We start from the raw sequence: 22462 nt of genomic DNA, 5'->3' as shown, positions 1-22462 counted from the left end.
TGTTACAGTATTCACACAAAGAAAAAAGGACCGGGCTTATCCAAAATTCACGTAAAAAACCTCATTCGTCTATTTTTCTCGAACCAAGAAGGGTGGACTTTTAAAAATACAGCGCTTGAAGATAATAATTAAACAGAGATTTTCATTTGTAAAAAAAACAGAGCTGATAATGCTTTAAAAACTCTAGCAGCCTATTATATTAAAATAACCAATAATACTTGTTGACAGATTGCTGAGATTCATACTATAATATGAAAGTTGTTATTTAGGATTTAAAGTTTAATTAAAAAAACCTTTGACAATAGTGTTCGAAAGATGTTATAATTTAAAAGTTGTCTTAATCAATTGTTCTTTGAAAACTAAACAAACAAAAACGTCAACAAACAATAATATTAGTTTCTACTATGAAACTAAGCCAACGTAACAAAATGAGCTAATCAACTTTCATGGAGAGTTTGATCCTGGCTCAGGACGAACGCTGGCGGCGTGCCTAATACATGCAAGTCGAGCGAATCAATAGGAGCTTGCTCCTGTTGGTTAGCGGCGGACGGGTGAGTAACACGTGGGCAACCTGCCTGTAAGACTGGGATAACACCGGGAAACCGGTGCTAATACCGGATAATCCTTTTCCTCTCATGAGGAAAAGCTGAAAGTCGGTTTCGGCTGACACTTACAGATGGGCCCGCGGCGCATTAGCTAGTTGGTGAGGTAACGGCTCACCAAGGCGACGATGCGTAGCCGACCTGAGAGGGTGATCGGCCACACTGGGACTGAGACACGGCCCAGACTCCTACGGGAGGCAGCAGTAGGGAATCTTCCACAATGGACGAAAGTCTGATGGAGCAACGCCGCGTGAGCGATGAAGGCCTTCGGGTCGTAAAGCTCTGTTGTTAGGGAAGAACAAGTACCGGAGTAACTGCCGGTACCTTGACGGTACCTAACCAGAAAGCCACGGCTAACTACGTGCCAGCAGCCGCGGTAATACGTAGGTGGCAAGCGTTGTCCGGAATTATTGGGCGTAAAGCGCGCGCAGGCGGTCCTTTAAGTCTGATGTGAAAGCCCACGGCTCAACCGTGGAGGGTCATTGGAAACTGGGGGACTTGAGTGCAGAAGAGGAAAGCGGAATTCCACGTGTAGCGGTGAAATGCGTAGAGATGTGGAGGAACACCAGTGGCGAAGGCGGCTTTCTGGTCTGTAACTGACGCTGAGGCGCGAAAGCGTGGGGAGCAAACAGGATTAGATACCCTGGTAGTCCACGCCGTAAACGATGAGTGCTAAGTGTTAGGGGGTTTCCGCCCCTTAGTGCTGCAGCTAACGCATTAAGCACTCCGCCTGGGGAGTACGGCCGCAAGGCTGAAACTCAAAGGAATTGACGGGGGCCCGCACAAGCGGTGGAGCATGTGGTTTAATTCGAAGCAACGCGAAGAACCTTACCAGGTCTTGACATCCTCTGACACTCCTAGAGATAGGACTTTCCCCTTCGGGGGACAGAGTGACAGGTGGTGCATGGTTGTCGTCAGCTCGTGTCGTGAGATGTTGGGTTAAGTCCCGCAACGAGCGCAACCCTTGTTCTTAGTTGCCAGCATTCAGTTGGGCACTCTAAGGAGACTGCCGGTGACAAACCGGAGGAAGGTGGGGATGACGTCAAATCATCATGCCCCTTATGACCTGGGCTACACACGTGCTACAATGGATGGTACAAAGGGCAGCAAAGCCGCGAGGCCTAGCCAATCCCATAAAACCATTCTCAGTTCGGATTGTAGGCTGCAACTCGCCTACATGAAGCCGGAATCGCTAGTAATCGCGGATCAGCATGCCGCGGTGAATACGTTCCCGGGCCTTGTACACACCGCCCGTCACACCACGAGAGTTTGTAACACCCGAAGTCGGTGGGGTAACCGCAAGGAGCCAGCCGCCTAAGGTGGGACAGATGATTGGGGTGAAGTCGTAACAAGGTAGCCGTATCGGAAGGTGCGGCTGGATCACCTCCTTTCTAAGGATAATGCAGTCCTTATGGACTGATAAGAAGTTGACCGCTTTTTGTTTGTTTAGTTTTGAGAGTACAATCTCTCAAGAAATTTCGTTCTTTGAAAACTAGATAATCGTATAGAAGAAACCAAGTAAAAACCGAGTAAAATCGCCATTTTAGTTTTTTCTCTCTATTAAATAGAGTAAAACCTTTTAGGTTAAGTTAGAAAGGGCGCACGGTGAATGCCTTGGCACTAGGAGCCGATGAAGGACGGGACTAACACCGATATGCTTCGGGGAGCTGTAAGTAAGCTTTGATCCGGAGATTTCCGAATGGGGAAACCCACTGTTCGTAATGGAACAGTATCTTTACCTGAATACATAGGGTATTGATGGCAGACCCGGGGAACTGAAACATCTAAGTACCCGGAGGAAGAGAAAGCAAACGCGATTCCCTAAGTAGCGGCGAGCGAAACGGGATTAGCCCAAACCAAGAGGCTTGCCTCTTGGGGTTGTAGGACACTCAACATGGAGTTACAAAGGAACGGGGTAGATGAAGCGGTCTGGAAAGGCCCGTCATAGAAGGTAAAAGCCCTGTAGTTGAAACTTCGTTCCCTCCTGAGTGGAATCCTGAGTACGGCCGGACACGTGAAATCCGGTCGGAAGCAGGGAGGACCATCTCCCAAGGCTAAATACTCCCTAGTGACCGATAGTGAACCAGTACCGTGAGGGAAAGGTGAAAAGCACCCCGGAAGGGGAGTGAAATAGTTCCTGAAACCGTGTGCCTACAAGTAGTTAGAGCCCGTTAATGGGTGATAGCGTGCCTTTTGTAGAATGAACCGGCGAGTTACGATTACATGCAAGGTTAAGTTGAAGAGACGGAGCCGCAGCGAAAGCGAGTCTGAATAGGGCGAATGAGTATGTGGTCGTAGACCCGAAACCAGGTGATCTACCCATGTCCAGGGTGAAGTCCAGGTAACACTGGATGGAGGCCCGAACCCACGCACGTTGAAAAGTGCGGGGATGAGGTGTGGGTAGCGGAGAAATTCCAATCGAACTTGGAGATAGCTGGTTCTCTCCGAAATAGCTTTAGGGCTAGCCTCACGTAGTTAGAGTCTTGGAGGTAGAGCACTGTTTGGACTAGGGGCCCTCATCGGGTTACCGAATTCAGACAAACTCCGAATGCCAAAGACTTATCCGTGGGAGTCAGACTGCGAGTGATAAGATCCGTAGTCAAAAGGGAAACAGCCCAGACCACCAGCTAAGGTCCCAAAGTATACGTTAAGTGGAAAAGGATGTGGAGTTGCTTAGACAACCAGGATGTTGGCTTAGAAGCAGCCACCATTTAAAGAGTGCGTAATAGCTCACTGGTCGAGTGACTCTGCGCCGAAAATGTACCGGGGCTAAACGTATCACCGAAGCTGTGGATTGACATCTTCGATGTCAGTGGTAGGAGAGCGTTCTAAGGGCGTTGAAGCTAGACCGTAAGGACTGGTGGAGCGCTTAGAAGTGAGAATGCCGGTATGAGTAGCGAAAGATGAGTGAGAATCTCATCCACCGAATGCCTAAGGTTTCCTGAGGAAGGCTCGTCCGCTCAGGGTTAGTCGGGACCTAAGCCGAGGCCGAAAGGCGTAGGCGATGGACAACAGGTTGATATTCCTGTACCACCAAAGAATCGTTTGAGTGATGGGGGGACGCAGGAGGATAGGGTAAGCGCGCTGTTGGATATGCGCGTCTAAGCAGTTAGGCTGAGAAGCAGGAAAATCCGCTTCTCGTGAAGGCTGAGCTGTGATAGCGAGGGAAATTTAGTACCGAAGTTCCTGATTCCACACTGCCAAGAAAAGCCTCTAGCGAGATTCAAGGTGCCCGTACCGCAAACCGACACAGGTAGGCGAGGAGAGAATCCTAAGGTGAGCGAGAGAACTCTCGTTAAGGAACTCGGCAAAATGACCCCGTAACTTCGGGAGAAGGGGTGCTCTTTGGGGTTCATAGCCTCGAAGAGCCGCAGTGAATAGGCCCAGGCGACTGTTTAGCAAAAACACAGGTCTCTGCGAAGCCGCAAGGCGAAGTATAGGGGCTGACGCCTGCCCGGTGCTGGAAGGTTAAGAGGAGGGGTTAGCGCAAGCGAAGCTCTGAATCGAAGCCCCAGTAAACGGCGGCCGTAACTATAACGGTCCTAAGGTAGCGAAATTCCTTGTCGGGTAAGTTCCGACCCGCACGAAAGGCGTAACGATCTGGGCACTGTCTCAACGAGAGACTCGGTGAAATTATAGTACCTGTGAAGATGCAGGTTACCCGCGACAGGACGGAAAGACCCCGTGGAGCTTTACTGTAGCCTGATATTGAATTTTGGTACAGCTTGTACAGGATAGGTAGGAGCCTGAGAAGCCGGAGCGCCAGCTTCGGTGGAGGCGTCGGTGGGATACTACCCTGGCTGTATTGAAATTCTAACCCGCACCCCTGATCGGGGTGGGAGACAGTGTCAGGTGGGCAGTTTGACTGGGGCGGTCGCCTCCTAAAGAGTAACGGAGGCGCCCAAAGGTTCCCTCAGAATGGTTGGAAATCATTCGTAGAGTGTAAAGGCACAAGGGAGCTTGACTGCGAGACCTACAAGTCGAGCAGGGACGAAAGTCGGGCTTAGTGATCCGGTGGTTCCGCATGGAAGGGCCATCGCTCAACGGATAAAAGCTACCCCGGGGATAACAGGCTTATCTCCCCCAAGAGTCCACATCGACGGGGAGGTTTGGCACCTCGATGTCGGCTCATCGCATCCTGGGGCTGTAGTCGGTCCCAAGGGTTGGGCTGTTCGCCCATTAAAGCGGTACGCGAGCTGGGTTCAGAACGTCGTGAGACAGTTCGGTCCCTATCCGTCGTGGGCGCAGGAAATTTGAGAGGAGCTGTCCTTAGTACGAGAGGACCGGGATGGACGCACCGCTGGTGTACCAGTTGTCTTGCCAAAGGCATCGCTGGGTAGCTATGTGCGGACGGGATAAGTGCTGAAAGCATCTAAGCATGAAGCCCCCCTCAAGATGAGATTTCCCATAGCGTCAAGCTAGTAAGATCCCTGAAAGATGATCAGGTTGATAGGTCAGAGGTGGAAGCGTGGCGACATGTGGAGCTGACTGATACTAATCGATCGAGGACTTAACCATATTTTTTAAGCGAACAAACTCGTTTTTACAACATTTCTTCTACATTATCTAGTTTTGAAAGAATGAACTTCTTTCAAGTAAATAGTCTGGTAATTAAGGCGAGAAGGTCACACCCGTTCCCATACCGAACACGGAAGTTAAGCTTCTCAGCGCCGATGGTAGTTGGGACTTTGTCCCTGTGAGAGTAGGACGTTGCCAGGCGAAGGACAGAAATTTACCTTTCTGTCTTTTCTTTTCTCCTTATTGATAATTGGAAATACTTTCTATTGTAAGTTAACACCGATGGTGTTAAGATGATTAAGTTGCTCTTCAAAAACTGCACAAGTCAATCACAATTGAAAAAAATGATGATTGATAGAATGTTAGAAGTGTGATATGATAGTATTCCTGTCGCTTTTGGTGACATTGTTCTTTGAAAACTAAACAAACAAAAACGTCAACAAACAATAATATTAGTTTCTACTATGAAACTAAGCCAACGTAACAAAATGAGCTAATCAACTTTCATGGAGAGTTTGATCCTGGCTCAGGACGAACGCTGGCGGCGTGCCTAATACATGCAAGTCGAGCGAATCAATAGGAGCTTGCTCCTTTTGGTTAGCGGCGGACGGGTGAGTAACACGTGGGCAACCTGCCTGTAAGACTGGGATAACACCGGGAAACCGGTGCTAATACCGGATAATCCTTTTCCTCTCATGAGGAAAAGCTGAAAGTCGGTTTCGGCTGACACTTACAGATGGGCCCGCGGCGCATTAGCTAGTTGGTGAGGTAACGGCTCACCAAGGCGACGATGCGTAGCCGACCTGAGAGGGTGATCGGCCACACTGGGACTGAGACACGGCCCAGACTCCTACGGGAGGCAGCAGTAGGGAATCTTCCACAATGGACGAAAGTCTGATGGAGCAACGCCGCGTGAGCGATGAAGGCCTTCGGGTCGTAAAGCTCTGTTGTTAGGGAAGAACAAGTACCGGAGTAACTGCCGGTACCTTGACGGTACCTAACCAGAAAGCCACGGCTAACTACGTGCCAGCAGCCGCGGTAATACGTAGGTGGCAAGCGTTGTCCGGAATTATTGGGCGTAAAGCGCGCGCAGGCGGTCCTTTAAGTCTGATGTGAAAGCCCACGGCTCAACCGTGGAGGGTCATTGGAAACTGGGGGACTTGAGTGCAGAAGAGGAAAGCGGAATTCCACGTGTAGCGGTGAAATGCGTAGAGATGTGGAGGAACACCAGTGGCGAAGGCGGCTTTCTGGTCTGTAACTGACGCTGAGGCGCGAAAGCGTGGGGAGCAAACAGGATTAGATACCCTGGTAGTCCACGCCGTAAACGATGAGTGCTAAGTGTTAGGGGGTTTCCGCCCCTTAGTGCTGCAGCTAACGCATTAAGCACTCCGCCTGGGGAGTACGGCCGCAAGGCTGAAACTCAAAGGAATTGACGGGGGCCCGCACAAGCGGTGGAGCATGTGGTTTAATTCGAAGCAACGCGAAGAACCTTACCAGGTCTTGACATCCTCTGACACTCCTAGAGATAGGACGTTCCCCTTCGGGGGACAGAGTGACAGGTGGTGCATGGTTGTCGTCAGCTCGTGTCGTGAGATGTTGGGTTAAGTCCCGCAACGAGCGCAACCCTTGTTCTTAGTTGCCAGCATTCAGTTGGGCACTCTAAGGAGACTGCCGGTGACAAACCGGAGGAAGGTGGGGATGACGTCAAATCATCATGCCCCTTATGACCTGGGCTACACACGTGCTACAATGGATGGTACAAAGGGCAGCAAAGCCGCGAGGCCTAGCCAATCCCATAAAACCATTCTCAGTTCGGATTGTAGGCTGCAACTCGCCTACATGAAGCCGGAATCGCTAGTAATCGCGGATCAGCATGCCGCGGTGAATACGTTCCCGGGCCTTGTACACACCGCCCGTCACACCACGAGAGTTTGTAACACCCGAAGTCGGTGGGGTAACCGTAAGGAGCCAGCCGCCTAAGGTGGGACAGATGATTGGGGTGAAGTCGTAACAAGGTAGCCGTATCGGAAGGTGCGGCTGGATCACCTCCTTTCTAAGGAATATGGAGTCCTTATGGACTGATAAGTAGTTGACCGCTTTTTGTTTGTTTAGTTTTGAGAGTACAATCTCTCAAGAAATTTCGTTCTTTGAAAACTAGATAATCGTATAGAAGAAACCAAGTAAAAACCGAGTAAAACCTTTTAGGTTAAGTTAGAAAGGGCGCACGGTGAATGCCTTGGCACTAGGAGCCGATGAAGGACGGGACTAACACCGATATGCTTCGGGGAGCTGTAAGTAAGCTTTGATCCGGAGATTTCCGAATGGGGGAACCCACTGTTCGTAATGGAACAGTATCTTTACCTGAATACATAGGGTATTGATGGCAGACCCGGGGAACTGAAACATCTAAGTACCCGGAGGAAGAGAAAGCAAACGCGATTCCCTAAGTAGCGGCGAGCGAAACGGGATTAGCCCAAACCAAGAGGCTTGCCTCTTGGGGTTGTAGGACACTCAACATGGAGTTACAAAGGAACGGGGTAGATGAAGCGGCCTGGAAAGACCCGTCATAGAAGGTAAAAACCCTGTAGTTGAAACTTCGTTCCCTCCTGAGTGGATCCTGAGTACGGCCGGACACGTGAAATCCGGTCGGAAGCAGGGAGGACCATCTCCCAAGGCTAAATACTCCCTAGTGACCGATAGTGAACCAGTACCGTGAGGGAAAGGTGAAAAGCACCCCGGAAGGGGAGTGAAATAGTTCCTGAAACCGTGTGCCTACAAGTAGTTAGAGCCCGTTAATGGGTGATAGCGTGCCTTTTGTAGAATGAACCGGCGAGTTACGATTACATGCAAGGTTAAGTTGAAGAGACGGAGCCGCAGCGAAAGCGAGTCTGAATAGGGCGAATGAGTATGTGGTCGTAGACCCGAAACCAGGTGATCTACCCATGTCCAGGGTGAAGTCCAGGTAACACTGGATGGAGGCCCGAACCCACGCACGTTGAAAAGTGCGGGGATGAGGTGTGGGTAGCGGAGAAATTCCAATCGAACTTGGAGATAGCTGGTTCTCTCCGAAATAGCTTTAGGGCTAGCCTCACGTAGTAAGAGTCTTGGAGGTAGAGCACTGTTTGGACTAGGGGCCCTCATCGGGTTACCGAATTCAGACAAACTCCGAATGCCAAAGACTTATCCGTGGGAGTCAGACTGCGAGTGATAAGATCCGTAGTCAAAAGGGAAACAGCCCAGACCACCAGCTAAGGTCCCAAAGTATACGTTAAGTGGAAAAGGATGTGGAGTTGCTTAGACAACCAGGATGTTGGCTTAGAAGCAGCCACCATTTAAAGAGTGCGTAATAGCTCACTGGTCGAGTGACTCTGCGCCGAAAATGTACCGGGGCTAAACGTATCACCGAAGCTGTGGATTGACATCTTCGATGTCAGTGGTAGGAGAGCGTTCTAAGGGCGTTGAAGCTAGACCGTAAGGACTGGTGGAGCGCTTAGAAGTGAGAATGCCGGTATGAGTAGCGAAAGATGAGTGAGAATCTCATCCACCGAATGCCTAAGGTTTCCTGAGGAAGGCTCGTCCGCTCAGGGTTAGTCGGGACCTAAGCCGAGGCCGAAAGGCGTAGGCGATGGACAACAGGTTGATATTCCTGTACCACCAAAGAATCGTTTGAGTGATGGGGGGACGCAGGAGGATAGGGTAAGCGCGCTGTTGGATATGCGCGTCTAAGCAGTTAGGCTGAGAAGCAGGAAAATCCGCTTCTCGTGAAGGCTGAGCTGTGATAGCGAGGGAAATTTAGTACCGAAGTTCCTGATTCCACACTGCCAAGAAAAGCCTCTAGCGAGATTCAAGGTGCCCGTACCGCAAACCGACACAGGTAGGCGAGGAGAGAATCCTAAGGTGAGCGAGAGAACTCTCGTTAAGGAACTCGGCAAAATGACCCCGTAACTTCGGGAGAAGGGGTGCTCTTTGGGGTTCATAGCCTCGAAGAGCCGCAGTGAATAGGCCCAGGCGACTGTTTAGCAAAAACACAGGTCTCTGCGAAGCCGCAAGGCGAAGTATAGGGGCTGACGCCTGCCCGGTGCTGGAAGGTTAAGAGGAGGGGTTAGCGCAAGCGAAGCTCTGAATCGAAGCCCCAGTAAACGGCGGCCGTAACTATAACGGTCCTAAGGTAGCGAAATTCCTTGTCGGGTAAGTTCCGACCCGCACGAAAGGCGTAACGATCTGGGCACTGTCTCAACGAGAGACTCGGTGAAATTATAGTACCTGTGAAGATGCAGGTTACCCGCGACAGGACGGAAAGACCCCGTGGAGCTTTACTGTAGCCTGATATTGAATTTTGGTACAGCTTGTACAGGATAGGTAGGAGCCTGAGAAGCCGGAGCGCTAGCTTCGGTGGAGGCGTCGGTGGGATACTACCCTGGCTGTATTGAAATTCTAACCCGCACCCCTGATCGGGGTGGGAGACAGTGTCAGGTGGGCAGTTTGACTGGGGCGGTCGCCTCCTAAAGAGTAACGGAGGCGCCCAAAGGTTCCCTCAGAATGGTTGGAAATCATTCGTAGAGTGTAAAGGCACAAGGGAGCTTGACTGCGAGACCTACAAGTCGAGCAGGGACGAAAGTCGGGCTTAGTGATCCGGTGGTTCCGCATGGAAGGGCCATCGCTCAACGGATAAAAGCTACCCCGGGGATAACAGGCTTATCTCCCCCAAGAGTCCACATCGACGGGGAGGTTTGGCACCTCGATGTCGGCTCATCGCATCCTGGGGCTGTAGTCGGTCCCAAGGGTTGGGCTGTTCGCCCATTAAAGCGGTACGCGAGCTGGGTTCAGAACGTCGTGAGACAGTTCGGTCCCTATCCGTCGTGGGCGCAGGAAATTTGAGAGGAGCTGTCCTTAGTACGAGAGGACCGGGATGGACGCACCGCTGGTGTACCAGTTGTCTTGCCAAAGGCATCGCTGGGTAGCTATGTGCGGACGGGATAAGTGCTGAAAGCATCTAAGCATGAAGCCCCCCTCAAGATGAGATTTCCCATAGCGTCAAGCTAGTAAGATCCCTGAAAGATGATCAGGTTGATAGGTCAGAGGTGGAAGCGTGGCGACATGTGGAGCTGACTGATACTAATCGATCGAGGACTTAACCATAATTATAAGCGAACTCGTTTTTACAAAATTTCTTCTACATTATCTAGTTTTGAGAGAATGAAAAAGGTTTAAAATTTCTCTTGCAAAATTAAAAAAAGATACTATAATAAAATAGTGTCAAATAAATAGTCTGGTAATTAAGGCGAGAAGGTCACACCCGTTCCCATACCGAACACGGAAGTTAAGCTTCTCAGCGCCGATGGTAGTTGGGACTTTGTCCCTGTGAGAGTAGGACGTTGCCAGGCACGGAAAAGGACAGCTAAATGTAGCTGCCCTTTTTTGTTGTTTAAAAAAGTTTTAAAAGGGGTTAATTCCAGTTTTTTTTAGGAACCTAACCAGCGGGTTGGCGGTGTCTTTCTCTACTTCCTTTAATAAAGCTTAAATTTACCATCATTAACATCCTGCAGTTCCTTACGCCACTTTATATCCTTCCAAATCGATTTTGGATGAGTTAAAAAATAGATTTTCAAGGATTTTCTATAGAGTACATCCGTTGCAACAAGGTGGGCATTCTCTTTTATAAACGAACACATGGTGTTCTCGTTATAATGGTCAATAAGAAGATCAAATAACTTAGGATAATCAACGCCGTCACCACTCGTTTCAAAGGCAACAAAGAATAACTGTATTGGAATCGGTGATGATAATTCACACAGTATTCTCTGAAGTATCCGGTTAAGCTGTTCACGCCCATTCCTCGTTAACAGCTTCAACAAATGTGAAACTGATTCTGTTGGGAAATTAATTAGTTTGTAAATAACTCTGAGAATTAGAAAATCATCCCGTAGGATATCCTCCGAAATTTCAGCAACAAATTCATTTGTTATAATCTCCTTAAAGAACGTTACATCCTCTAATTTCAAATGATTGATACGAAGGTTAAAATAATCTTTTAGTAAATACGCATAGTCTGGCTGATTACTGATGTAGCAGACTAAGGCTTCAAAAGCAAGTCTGTCACATTCAATAATCTTCCAAAGCTCTAAATTGGCCAGTACCATTGTACGTGGACCCTAGTATCGATTATTGTTTTTTTGATATCCCTTATTTCATCTTTAGGGGAAGGAATCGGTTCCCAGTTCACCACACATCACCCCTAGACATAAATTCCAATTAAAGCGCTCCAGTCCATACGCCGCTAAACGGACGCTTCCGCTTTGGTATGAAATTCATATCCATTTTCAATGTATTTCTTATAATACTTTTCTCCATTGCGATAAAATATAAGATCTTTTAGGGTAAAGCCTCCCATGAGGGTGAGCTTCTCTATTCCACTTGATTTCTTTTCATGGGCACAGCCGACCTTCCATTGCATCCCAGGATCTTTGTCCATGGCAAACCGCATGAATTGGCTGTTAAAATCGCCAAAGTAATACTTCTCTTCATACCGGTTCGTTTGGGTGTAGTTGAACACTTCAATGTGGATCGACGAACTTTCATCCAATCGAAGATATAACTTTTGAAACAATTCCTCTTTAGAGAGAATTTCCCTATTTTCATAATCGGTCAGCACATTGGCTCTTTCTAACAGTTCATCTTCAAAGGTGCGATGGAATTCCTCATGGGTTAATACCTCCCGGTCGCATACCACCAACAGTCGCTCTAAAAGGATTTCAGGTTGATCGTCTTCCAGATAACGATAGAGATTTTTAAAAAAACGTTCATTCAAAAAGAAATAGGGCCCTCGTTTTTCCTGTAGCTTTGCGGTAATCAACTCATTCACTCTAGAGTAATATTGGGCAATATTCCTGTCTAAATCATCATCAGAATCAAACAAACTATCCGCTGCGGTCTTTTTCAGGAAGGTATCTACCTTTTTCATCAGACTGATCTTAGGCTGCAATGTGCGGTGCAGTCCCTTGAGGACCGTTCGGTATTGTTTTAAAACTTCCAGTTTTACTTTAAGCCTTAACAGCTCGTATTTGGTTCCATAGATTTCCTCGAAAAAGTATTCTAGGAAACTGCTTAGGTTTTTCTTGCTTGAAAATGGCAGAAGGCTTTTTTTAAACTCACAATGATCCACGATTTGCTGATAAGTAAGTTCCAAATGTTCTTTAAGTCTTAGCTGCTCTTGTTTTGTCTCTTCTAAAATATGGCTAATCGCATTCATCACATTTGACTCAGCGTGAACGTTGTCCGCTGTCCAACTATAAGCGCAATAGATTCCGTACTGTTCATGATTAATGATATTTTCATAAAAGCACCATTCAATTTGCTCCCTTAGGTCTAAAACCTTTAAAAACTCATGTACGGGTTCTTCGAAGTTCTGGTAAAAAAACGTCTCCGTGCCACCCTCGTAAAGGAACTCTTCTGTTTCGTTCAGTGACAGTTTTCGTATGGCCCGATAGGAATTGCTGACCCTCATTAATTCATGCATGTCATAAAGCCGGTCCGCTGGAGGAAGGAAGTGCTCATAATATTTTTGAAAAGATGACTCAGATAAATCGAAGAGCTGCAGGACTTTCTCCCTGGGCTGCTTGCTTTGGTTTTTAAGAGTATCTAAAAGCCCTTGATAAAATTGACTCGCAACGTGCAGTACAATGGCTTTATTGGGCCTTGTCACTTTAGCAAATCCGGCTGATGCATAAACAGGATTCCCTGCATTTCCCTTCATTGCCCGCTTAAAGGATTGGTGGGAATAACTATTCATTTTTTCATAATGCTCGGTCCATATTTTGCGATTCTTCAACAGGTTCAGATGACTGATTAGTTCATAGTTTTGTTGAAGAGCCTCATCCTCAATTAAGCCATTCTCATTTTTATCACTTAATAAATAGACCATGTCAAAGAGAGGGGAAGGGGGATGACAAACAGGCAATCTTAAATGGTCCTCTATCAGCTGGAGGTCCTTTTCGAAATGATACTCATTCTGTTGATACTCATCCAGTTCCTTTAGAAAGCTGATGCCAAGCGAAGTGGTGAAGGCAAAGTTTTCACCGTCCTGTTTTTCCATTAACAGCCCATATAGATCCACCTCCACAATTCGGAACGATTCTTGCAGAATGCTTTTTAGGAGAAGGGTGAATTCTTGGATTAGGATATTTGCCGGGTCATGTATGGCGGTGACCACACAAAGGTTTACTTTCTGGAGTGAAGAAAAGGCCCTTCCATAGTCAGCTAGCTTTGTTGTAAGCTTTCGAAAGGTTTTATTCAGTTCGATCAGCATTGTTTCATCCTGGTTAAAAGTGTCTGCCAGCTCTTTCCGTTGTGATTGGCGATCGTACCCAGTATTGGCCAGCTGAAGTGAAAACAGATTATCAGCGAGGATGGTTTCGGATTGATAGGCATGAAAGTATAAGATGCCATTACTGTTATGCCATTTTTCCTTATTCATCTTTTTGATTGTTAATAAGGCATCCTTCACGAGGTCGCCCAAAAATAAAAAGACAATCGGATAATTGACACTGCGCTGTACGTTTTCGGATTGACTGATTTTCTCGAGTTTGATGGAGAAGGAATCGGCATATTTTTGTACTAGATCTCGCACAGGTGTATCCCTCCTTGAAAAACATGAAATGAGGCGGGCCACATGCATCGAATGCGTGCGGCCTTCTAAAATTACTTTGAGAATTGTCTAGCTCCAGCGCCTAGGGGCTCTTAGGTCTAAGCGTATCCAGTTGCGGCTCCTCGGGACGCAAGTCTAAGCCACCCCCTGAAGAAGGCAAAAAGCGCCTTCTCGCAGGGTGCGTCTTAGCCTAGAGTCCCAAAACAGTCGCCTCCACATTTAGATCAACCCGTCAAGAAGGCTAAAGGACAGCCTTCTCGCCGGCTCGTCTTATGCCTGTCGCCCCTGGTCAAGGCGCTTCCGCTTTTCTTATGATTTAAGCTGTCTAAGCATTTCCTGCACCTTGATCATCATCTCTTTATAGAAACTGTACACTTCCTCGCCATTAACTAAATCCTTGTATTCATAATCAAGATCTTCTTTTTCTCTTTGAAAGGTATCTGCCATTTGTTCTAAGGCAAAGATTAACTGTGCCGCGCTTTCCTGTTGGATTAACTCATGGCTTCGCTGCTCTGATTTTTTTTCAAGCTGGGCGATTTCTTTTGGGGTCAATGCTTTGAATGCTTGAAAGATTTCATAGTCTACGAATTTCGTGGTCTTCATCAGATTCACCAACGGCTCCCATGCATCTTCCTCCAATCCATGATCGTAAACGTAAAGAGCTCCGCGTTTTTTAATCGTATGGGTATAAATGGCTTGGATATACAGGTTTTTAAGCCGCTCATTCTCTTTTTGTAAGGAGATAAATCGTTCAATTTCCGTCATTATTTCTTGTATAAATTGGTATTTTCGAACCTCTATTTTCAATTTTTCAATCAACTTAGGGGAACGAATTAAGTTTTCTTTTGCCATTTCTAAGTTGCTGCTTCCAAAAATGTCGCAGCTGCCGTCAGGATCCATGCCGCCTGAGGACCATTCTTTTAGCTTTCTTAACACTTGATTTAAGTTTCCAAGACTGGCTCGATCCAGCTTGTGCAGGTCAATTTCATACTTGGCGAAAAATGCTCCCCTGTTTAACTCTTTTGTAAAATGGCACCGGTATTTGGCACTGGTATTCCGTTCTTCTTCTTTGACCGTGATACAGCCGAATTCCAACGCTTGTTCGAATAAATCCCGTATCCCGGCATTGTATTCTTCCACCCGAAGGTTTTGGTACGTATCTCCCCAGGATTTTTCCGGGATCGGTGAGGGGAGGTAAAGCCAGTTTTCCTTCTCTGTCTGCACCAGGTGCCGGCCCACTCCTTCTTTTTCTAAGATCGTCTTTTCATAGGATGCTTCGTAAATTTTTAAAGGTGAATAGGCAAACAGCGGAATCCCGTTTTTCGTATTTAACCAGAAAATCCGATTTCTTAGCTCGCTTTCTTTAATCGTGAAGCGGGAGTGGCTTAGCGAGTGCTTTTCAAAATTTTTAATCCCGTTATAGATATTTGGAGCTTTTACTGGCACACTGACAAACCCCCATTGCGGGAAGTGGAGCTGGCCGTTGCTATTGGCAAGGTGGAACACTGGCAGGGCATCGCGGTCCAAGCGGGCAGCGATTTTTTCTTCAATAATTTTATCAATTGGTTTATCCTCGCCATACTTCAGATGCAGAAAGTCTTCCATCGATTTCGTGATTAAATCTCCGAACTGATCGGTGAGAAACTCGGACACGGTGCCGACCACATCGACATCTTGTTCTTTGATCCAATAGGCTGATTTTTCAAGGAGCATTTCCGACCATTTCTGCAGCAGTAATTCGCCATCCTTCGAATCAAACATCCGCTGAATCTCTGGGGAGGTATCAGGGATACTGACCAAATGCCAATAATAGGTGAGGGGGGCATCCTGATTGATTTCCTCTTTTTCTATTAATATACCGGCATTTTTTTCAAAGATATTTTTCAAGGTTAATAAGATTTCTTGATAAACTTCATATATTTTGTTGTTCTGGTTATAAAGCAGCTGATACAGCTCTTCATAAAATTCCATCATTTCTTCGACTCTTGCCTTTTCTGCCCGGGCAGCGAACTCGTTTAATTTTGCTTCGATATAGGCATTCTTCTTGCGGTCTTTGGAGAGGAATGCACTCCTTGCCTCCTCGAGCTTGCTATAGGCGTAATCTTGTTCGGATTGAATGGCACGCGGCAGGTGTTCCAACCGATCCCGCAATCGCTCGATATAGGTCTTTATTGTTTTTAACAGACAGGAACTGTCATGGGCGTAGATTAGCCTCGATGCATAGATTGGACCCTTTTCAGGACTAAGAAAGATTCGCTCCATTTGGCGCCGGAACTCTTCGAGGCTTTCGCCTGGCAGCTGCTTTTTGCATTTCCGGTATTGTTCTTTCGCCTTTACTAAATAGTCTCTTTCCAGCTCTTCGTCAAGATTAATTACGGCTGATTTAATGACATTGTTATAGGAAAAACGTTCACTGTGCTCGTACCCTGACAGGGGCTCCGGTACACGTTCATTGAACCGCTGATGAATGGAGTCAGGGTCCATCCGCAGCTTTTCCGCAAACTTTTCCACATCATTTTGGTCGGGTTCCGCCTCAAACATCTTCTTCATTTTTTCAAATAGTTTAAAGCCAATATAAGTGGTCATTTCTTCGACTGGAATTTCAGCCATTGAGGCACCGATAATATTGTATTGGTAGTTGGCGGCATAGGGCTTTGGCATTTGCGCGATATTGGTGCGGATATTGCTGATATAGTCATGGATCGCAAATTCTTCGCTGGATTTTTTATCTTCATTGGCCATGAAGTTGGTAATATTTTCAGCGGTGACATTCATGCAGTAATCATAGGCATTTTCCAGCCATTTCCCTTCCAGATTCGTTCCTGAGATGAAATGGCAAAGATTAAACGGAGGCATCGGAGAGTTAACGTCCAAGATGCTGCCATATTTCATTTTGAAACGTTCATTTCGTTCATCACAATTCATCCAGTAATCGAGTTCTTTTAGGGCCGCATAGCCATTTTTCTCGATATACTCGACCGTATGGGAGCTTAGGCCGCGTTTGGACAGATTCACATCCGGCATGAATAGATAGCCAAGCATGCTGACCTTATCGATACCGGTCGGGCCGAATTTTCGCTCCATGATCCCGCGCGTGATGTAGGCAATATCAAGAAAACATCCGCTGCCAGTGCCTCCGGAGACACCAGTTAAAATGAACACATATAGCCGTTTATTGGTCCCTTCGAGGACCGACTCGATTTTTCGCTCCATCGTTTGGACCACTTGGTTGATTTTTGTAAACAGCAGCAATCGTCCGGCCTGGCGGACACCGGAGGCGCCGCTGATTCCATCAGTGATGGATAATTCCGGTGACAGCCATTCTTTAATGCACGGCTCGAGTGTGCTGCGGTTTTGGAGCAGGCCGCCGATCTCAGGGTTAGAAAGGAGGACGAACTCCTTATTGGGATCAAGACCAATCCCTTTGTATGTTTTGTAGCGGTCGTATTCATTGGTTTCAAAGGCCAGGAACTCAATATTGTTGGGTTTTTCCTTTTTCTTCTTCGATAAAGGATCCTGCGGCAGCTTAAAGCGGCGGTTCACCTGGTATTTTAGCCGGAGCAAGGCATCAATCCCAGTCCCGCCAAGACCAATGACAAGCATGGGATTCTCGATCGTATCAACACGGATCTTCTCCGAAATAATCCCACCGCCTAACGAAACATCCAACTGCTGAATATGCTCTCTTACACTAGCTTTCATCATTATTCCTCCCTATGTGTTAGAAACGGTGCCTGTCACCCTATGAAATATACTCAAGGTAGATAGATTTATTAACCTTCTTCGGCAGGATGCGCAGGCGGTCGTTTCGCTTGATCGTCAGGCCTTTTTGGGCACTGATTGCCCGGCCGTTTTTTTCTATGGTGCAATTAGAGTGGTTGATCAGTAATAAAGAGTCATTGGCGAGTGGTTTAAAGATGATTTTCTCCGTTTCCGCAAACTCCGGTGCCAGAGATAAGAGTTGATGGAGACGGAATTTTCCCTTAAAGAATTTCAATTTTTTATATTGCGGGCTGATTCGTTCCCCGGTTTCTTCGTCCCTGACTTCCATGACCATCTGCCCGCTGAACCTGCGGTTTCTGCTCTTTAACTTGGACCAAAGCAGGGAAGCAAGCGCAACGAGTAAGAGGATACCCGCGGCAGCTCCGCCGATCAGAAGCCAGGGGAAGGAGTTGCCATCATCGCCCGAAACGCTGCTTGGTTTCTCGTTTAAAGGGACCTCGGGTGCTGTTTTCAACGTGATTTTCTGAGGAATCGTCTGACGGAAAAAGCTGTTATCTTCTGCTTTCACGGTCACTTCATAGGCAGAAGCACTGCCAAGCTTAAACGCACCCGAAAATCCGCTAGTTCCAGGTTGTAACGAAAACTCCTCTGTTTTTCCTTTATCGAGGTCTTTGACTAACAATGTACCTTTCATCGAGTGATAAAAAGCTTGATCCTTAAGGACCTCGCTGTCGTCCTCAAAGAAGGCACGAACTTGAACGGTGTCACCAGCTTTGTAGCTCTCCTTGGCAAAGGCCGCCAATTTTAACTGTAAATCATAGTTGAAGATAAGATTGATATCGATCCTATCGTGTGGGACACCCTTGACCTTCAAGGTCCAATCCCCCTGAACGGGCTTCAGCAGCTTGACCATCGAATAGGTTCTTGATTTCGTTAGCACCACCTGATCAGATGGAATCTCCACCACTTTGCCCGAAGGATTCATCAGTTGAATCTCCACAGGCTGATCAGACATAAGGGAGATATTGGCTTCCCGGACATTTTCATTTGGCACGGTAATCTTGATATCCTGATAGGCGCCAGTACCAATTAGTTGTGAAACGGGAACAATCTTTAATTTAAAATGCCGGGCAAAAATTTCACTTAAGATCTTAGGAAGCTGCTCGGCTGATGTGGCCTCAAAGAATTTCCCATTTGTACTGTCCGCCACGTTCGTCAGGACTTCCTTATTGAGCTTCCCATCCGCGTTCAAGCCAATCGTATAAATGGGGAAGCCTTTGGCTTTAGCCTGACTGACCGCTGATTGGAGGTCTTGATCCGCCTGCGAAATCGTTTTGGACTTTCTCGGATTCAGTTCGTTATTTCCGTCCGCCAGCAGGACAATCAATGGGGTGAAATCCTTTTCATGGCTGGATTCCAGCATCTTAATCGCCTCAGAAACCCCAGTGGATAAGTCAGTGTAGGAGTATTTCTCAAGTGAATCGATGAACGACTTCAATTCTTTTTTATCTTGTTCCGAGCCGATTTTTACGAGCGACTTTTCTCGCATTACCTCGTCCGAGTAGGCAACGACCCCGATGTTATCTCCTTCGAGCGATGACATATCGATAAACATCTTCATCGCTTCCTTACTGATATTATTCGGATCGCTGTCTCTCATGGAATTACTGACGTCCACAACTAGCATTCCTTCCATTCGTGAGGTGGAATGTAACGGACTTGCCGCGCGTACATTAAGATAACTAATGCTGCAGACAATAACCGCCAGTATGATGAAACTACTAATTGTCTTTCTAAACATGTGGTAGCACCTCCATTAGCAGTATCGATCTCTAAAATGGAACAACCTCCAAGCCCATCCCAATTGTTGTCATTATATTCCCAAGCTGTACTCCCTAGAATGATAAAGTTGGACGTTTAGAAAGATGTCCCATAGAGAAGTGCCCAGGATTACGATTGGTGTAAGGGGGGAGAATCCATGTATGGACTGATGTTTACCGGCATCCTAGTTTTCACTCTGATTTACAAAGCTTATAAATTACGAAAAAATAAACGCAGCAACGGGAGTTTCGAATAGATCGACGAGGAATTGGAGATTATGCTGACAGAGGGTGATACCTTTGGCTAAACGGGATGGAACGCTTGCAAAAAATGAAAAATATCAGTTTCAAAAACTAAAAATGTGTAAGAACTGTCAACGTTATTCGGTTCTGAAGGATCCGATTTGTCCGGTCTGCCGCAAGCACTATAAACTCGTCCACCAGCTTGTTAGAAAGAGTGCCGTAAAACACTTATTTACTGAAGCCATCTGGGTTCTAACTGGTACCGGCATGGGGGTCATATTCGCCCCAACAACGCAAACCATGTACTGCTTGGCTGGCGGGACGCTGTTTTATATCAGCTATATCATCGTAACGTCCATCTTTTTAAAAGGTGAATATCACTATCAATTGAAAATACGGCTTAGGAAGGATTTACGCAAAATTCAAGCGGGAATTCGCTTTGACAGTAACCTTGCAAAAGAAGCTGAAAGGGAGGGACAGTTAGAGGCGGCATATGAAAAACTTTGTGAAATAGATGACTTCGTTTACAGCGATGAAGTGAAAATAATGCAACTAATCGTGTTAAACAAGTTACCGGTTAGAAGTAGAGTGGAACCCGAGCTTGAAAGGCTGATTCCGTCGTCATATGACAAAAAGTTTGTGAACTATGCACTAAAGGTTTTAAAACAAAATCGTGCCCGGTTCACTAAGAGGTGCATCGCTTACTTTAGCTGCTACCGAGAAAACATTATGATGGATTTTGGGGGAGATTCACTTATTAGCATTGCGGATACGGCCTTACGAATGAAGCTTTATATCCTCGAATTCTCTGGATTTATTGAAGAATTTTTGGAGTATTTGCCAAAAGAACACCTCCTAAGGCTTTGCAGCATGGTCGAAGCAAATCCCAACATAGACTGGGGCAGTCTAAAGGGGAACACGCTCCGTTTGGTTGAGCGGAAGTATTCATCCGATTCGGATTTTCATCGCTTCTTTGCCCATTTGAGAGTCATTGACCACGCATAAAAAAGGCCGAGCGGGCATATTCCCATTCGGTCCTTTGATTGTCTAGCTCCAGCGCCTAGCCCCTCGAGGTCATAAGCCAATCCGTCCAAAAGGTTAAAGAACAACCTTTCGGCCGGCTCGTCTTATGCTTGGCTACAGAAAGCTATCGCTTTCTGTACGCATTAAGGGCGACTAGTCTTTGGCCTTGCTTACGCCGGCCAGTTGACAAGGCGCCCTAGATCGGGGCTGACCAAGGCGCTTGCGCTTTTCTTAATTCACTTTTCTTTTTCAAGGCTTGATAAAGGGATAAACTGATGAAAGATCCCAATTGTCGTCATCTTGCCCATCCCGACATCTGTAAAATCTGTCTTGTAGATAGAAAAAACAACATAATCAGATTTGCTTGTTCCGGCATCGAAGATCGATTTCCCGGCAATGGAGAGGATTCCCCTTTTTAGCAGGTTGGACGACTGATCCATTGATTTGTGATTAATCCAATCAATATATTCCGACCGCCCTGGATTTGTCGCAGATAATACATAGATGATGACAACCAATAGAATCAAAGAAACAAAGCGCCTCAATTCATAACCTCCCAACTCTAAGAAAATGGACATACAGCCTGTACAATCTTATGTACGGTAAACTTAAAAAATCACCGCAACTAGTACGAATGGAAAAACATAATAATGCTATTTCTTTGCTGGTATGATAAATTATTACTATTATTATCTATTCATAGATTGGGTAAACATCTTAAACAATCATTTTAAAGGAGAATAATCAGTGAAGAGAACCTATAAGTGGCTCATAGGCTGTTTGCTATTCCTGCTATTACTAAATGGATTCGGAATATTGGCTGTAACGCTATTAAAATAAGCACGAAGGCAGGGAGGGACGCAGATGACAACAAACCTAACAAAACCGATTTCAATCAAGTTACTCTTTGCCATGCTGATGATCACGGTCGGGGCTGAAGTCCTTCTTTATTTAACCCGCTACAGCTATTTGGCCAGCACCCTCTATGATGCTATGATGGTATCTTCCTTGTTTGTCGGCTTAAAACTGCACCGGCGAATTAGCAGTTCCGAACGGATTCAGGTAACAAAACGGCAGCTAGCCTTAAAGTTTACAGGCGCTTTCTTAATTTTCTTTATTGGCAGCACGATCATTAATATCTATTCATCGAACACTTTTAACGATTTTAACGTGGGTTATGATCAGTATGTTCAAGACTATACCGATATGCAAATGGATGTGGATCAGCATTCTGAAACAGTGGATTCCGAGACAAAGACCAAACCTGATTCCACCTTTTTTGAAAAAGTAGATACCATCGGCCCGGATTTATATACTGATGCGCTCGCAGGCTTAGAAGAGGTGTGGCGCCTAGCCTACATCATCCTTCTGCTGGTCGTATGTAAAAAATTCTTTTCAAACAGATGGGCGAGCGGGAGAAGAGATATTTTTCTGATGTGTGCCTTATTTCTCACTTCAATCCTATTTGGAATAGATCATACCTTAGATTCAGTGGAACCATGGGCTGTTAAGATTGGGGCCATCGTTACCTTCGCGAATATGGGGTTATTATTTGGGTTAATCTTATTATGGACACGAAACCTGTGGGTAACTGTCCTCGTTCATTCCCTTTATGACATTACCGCGACACTTTCCTGGTACTACCTAGATTCGGCGGTCGAACTAATGACCTTGGTGGTTTTAATTGTCCATGTTATTCTCCAAACGGTAGAAAAATCACAGCAAAAACGCCCGCTGCACCAGCTGGAAACAGAAGACAGGGTGCAGGCGGCTGAATAAAAAAGTGGGTGTCCCAAAAGTATATTTTGGGGGCACCCACTTTTTTATTCACTAAACTAGTCTGTTGATTTCCGCTCCAGGCGCGAGCGGTACGGGGAGCCTCCTCGTCG

7 protein-coding genes and 6 rRNA genes are annotated in these 22462 nt (G+C 46.5%); 8 read left to right on the top strand and 5 right to left on the bottom strand.

Going from position 1 to position 22462, the window contains the following annotated elements; all coding sequences use genetic code 11:
- Positions 1 to 443: 443 nt before the first annotated feature.
- The 6 genes from L1999_RS26120 to rrf (L1999_RS26095) all read left to right on the top strand — a co-directional run bounded on the left by L1999_RS26120 (position 444) and on the right by rrf (L1999_RS26095) (position 10504).
- Positions 444 to 1993: ribosomal RNA gene (locus L1999_RS26120) — 16S ribosomal RNA — on the top strand.
- 191 nt (positions 1994 to 2184) lie between these two features.
- Positions 2185 to 5120, top strand: a 23S ribosomal RNA gene (locus tag L1999_RS26115).
- An 85-nt stretch (positions 5121 to 5205) separates the two neighbouring features.
- Positions 5206 to 5321 (top strand): 5S ribosomal RNA (rrf, locus tag L1999_RS26110).
- Positions 5322 to 5623: 302 nt separating this feature from the next.
- A 16S ribosomal RNA gene (locus L1999_RS26105) occupies positions 5624 to 7173 on the top strand.
- Between the two features lie 151 nt (positions 7174 to 7324).
- Positions 7325 to 10259: ribosomal RNA gene (locus tag L1999_RS26100) — 23S ribosomal RNA — on the top strand.
- Positions 10260 to 10388: 129 nt separating this feature from the next.
- A 5S ribosomal RNA gene (rrf, locus tag L1999_RS26095) occupies positions 10389 to 10504 on the top strand.
- Together the 16S, 23S and 5S rRNA genes form the textbook arrangement of a ribosomal RNA operon.
- A gap of 123 nt (positions 10505 to 10627) precedes the next feature.
- Here the strand turns inward: rrf (L1999_RS26095) and L1999_RS26090 are convergent.
- From L1999_RS26090 to L1999_RS26075, 4 genes are all read right to left on the bottom strand, one after another.
- Entirely contained in the window at positions 10628 to 11260 is a 633-nt protein-coding gene (locus L1999_RS26090) for a hypothetical protein (protein ID WP_235741181.1), read from the bottom strand.
- 137 nt (positions 11261 to 11397) lie between these two features.
- Positions 11398 to 13746: a tubulin-like doman-containing protein gene (locus L1999_RS26085; protein ID WP_235741180.1), complete on the bottom strand. Its 2349-nt coding sequence runs from the start codon at positions 13744 to 13746 to the stop codon at positions 11398 to 11400.
- A 327-nt stretch (positions 13747 to 14073) separates the two neighbouring features.
- Entirely contained in the window at positions 14074 to 17466 is a 3393-nt protein-coding gene (locus tag L1999_RS26080) for a tubulin-like doman-containing protein (RefSeq protein WP_235744473.1), read from the bottom strand.
- Positions 17467 to 17506: 40 nt separating this feature from the next.
- Positions 17507 to 19288, bottom strand: coding sequence for a vWA domain-containing protein (locus L1999_RS26075; protein ID WP_235741179.1), 1782 nt, complete (start codon positions 19286 to 19288; stop codon positions 17507 to 17509).
- Positions 19289 to 19607: 319 nt separating this feature from the next.
- Here L1999_RS26075 and L1999_RS26070 point away from each other — a divergent pair, with 319 nt between their 5' ends.
- Positions 19608 to 20555, top strand: coding sequence for a hypothetical protein (locus L1999_RS26070; RefSeq protein WP_235741178.1), 948 nt, complete (start codon positions 19608 to 19610; stop codon positions 20553 to 20555).
- A gap of 254 nt (positions 20556 to 20809) precedes the next feature.
- On the opposite strand, the gene L1999_RS26065 is transcribed toward L1999_RS26070, so the two are convergent.
- The gene (locus L1999_RS26065) at positions 20810 to 21118 is read right to left on the bottom strand and encodes a DUF4359 domain-containing protein (protein WP_215044851.1); all 309 of its coding nucleotides are present in this window, start codon (positions 21116 to 21118) and stop codon (positions 20810 to 20812) included.
- Between the two features lie 319 nt (positions 21119 to 21437).
- Here L1999_RS26065 and L1999_RS26060 point away from each other — a divergent pair, with 319 nt between their 5' ends.
- A complete protein-coding gene (locus L1999_RS26060; RefSeq protein ID WP_235741177.1) occupies positions 21438 to 22352 on the top strand; it encodes a CPBP family intramembrane glutamic endopeptidase in 915 nt (304 codons plus the stop codon).
- Positions 22353 to 22462 lie beyond the last annotated feature (110 nt).

The organism is Neobacillus drentensis (assembly GCF_021560175.1).
GTDB lineage: Bacteria > Bacillota > Bacilli > Bacillales > Cytobacillaceae > Neobacillus > Neobacillus drentensis_A.
This window is presented reverse-complemented; position numbering and strand designations above follow the sequence as displayed.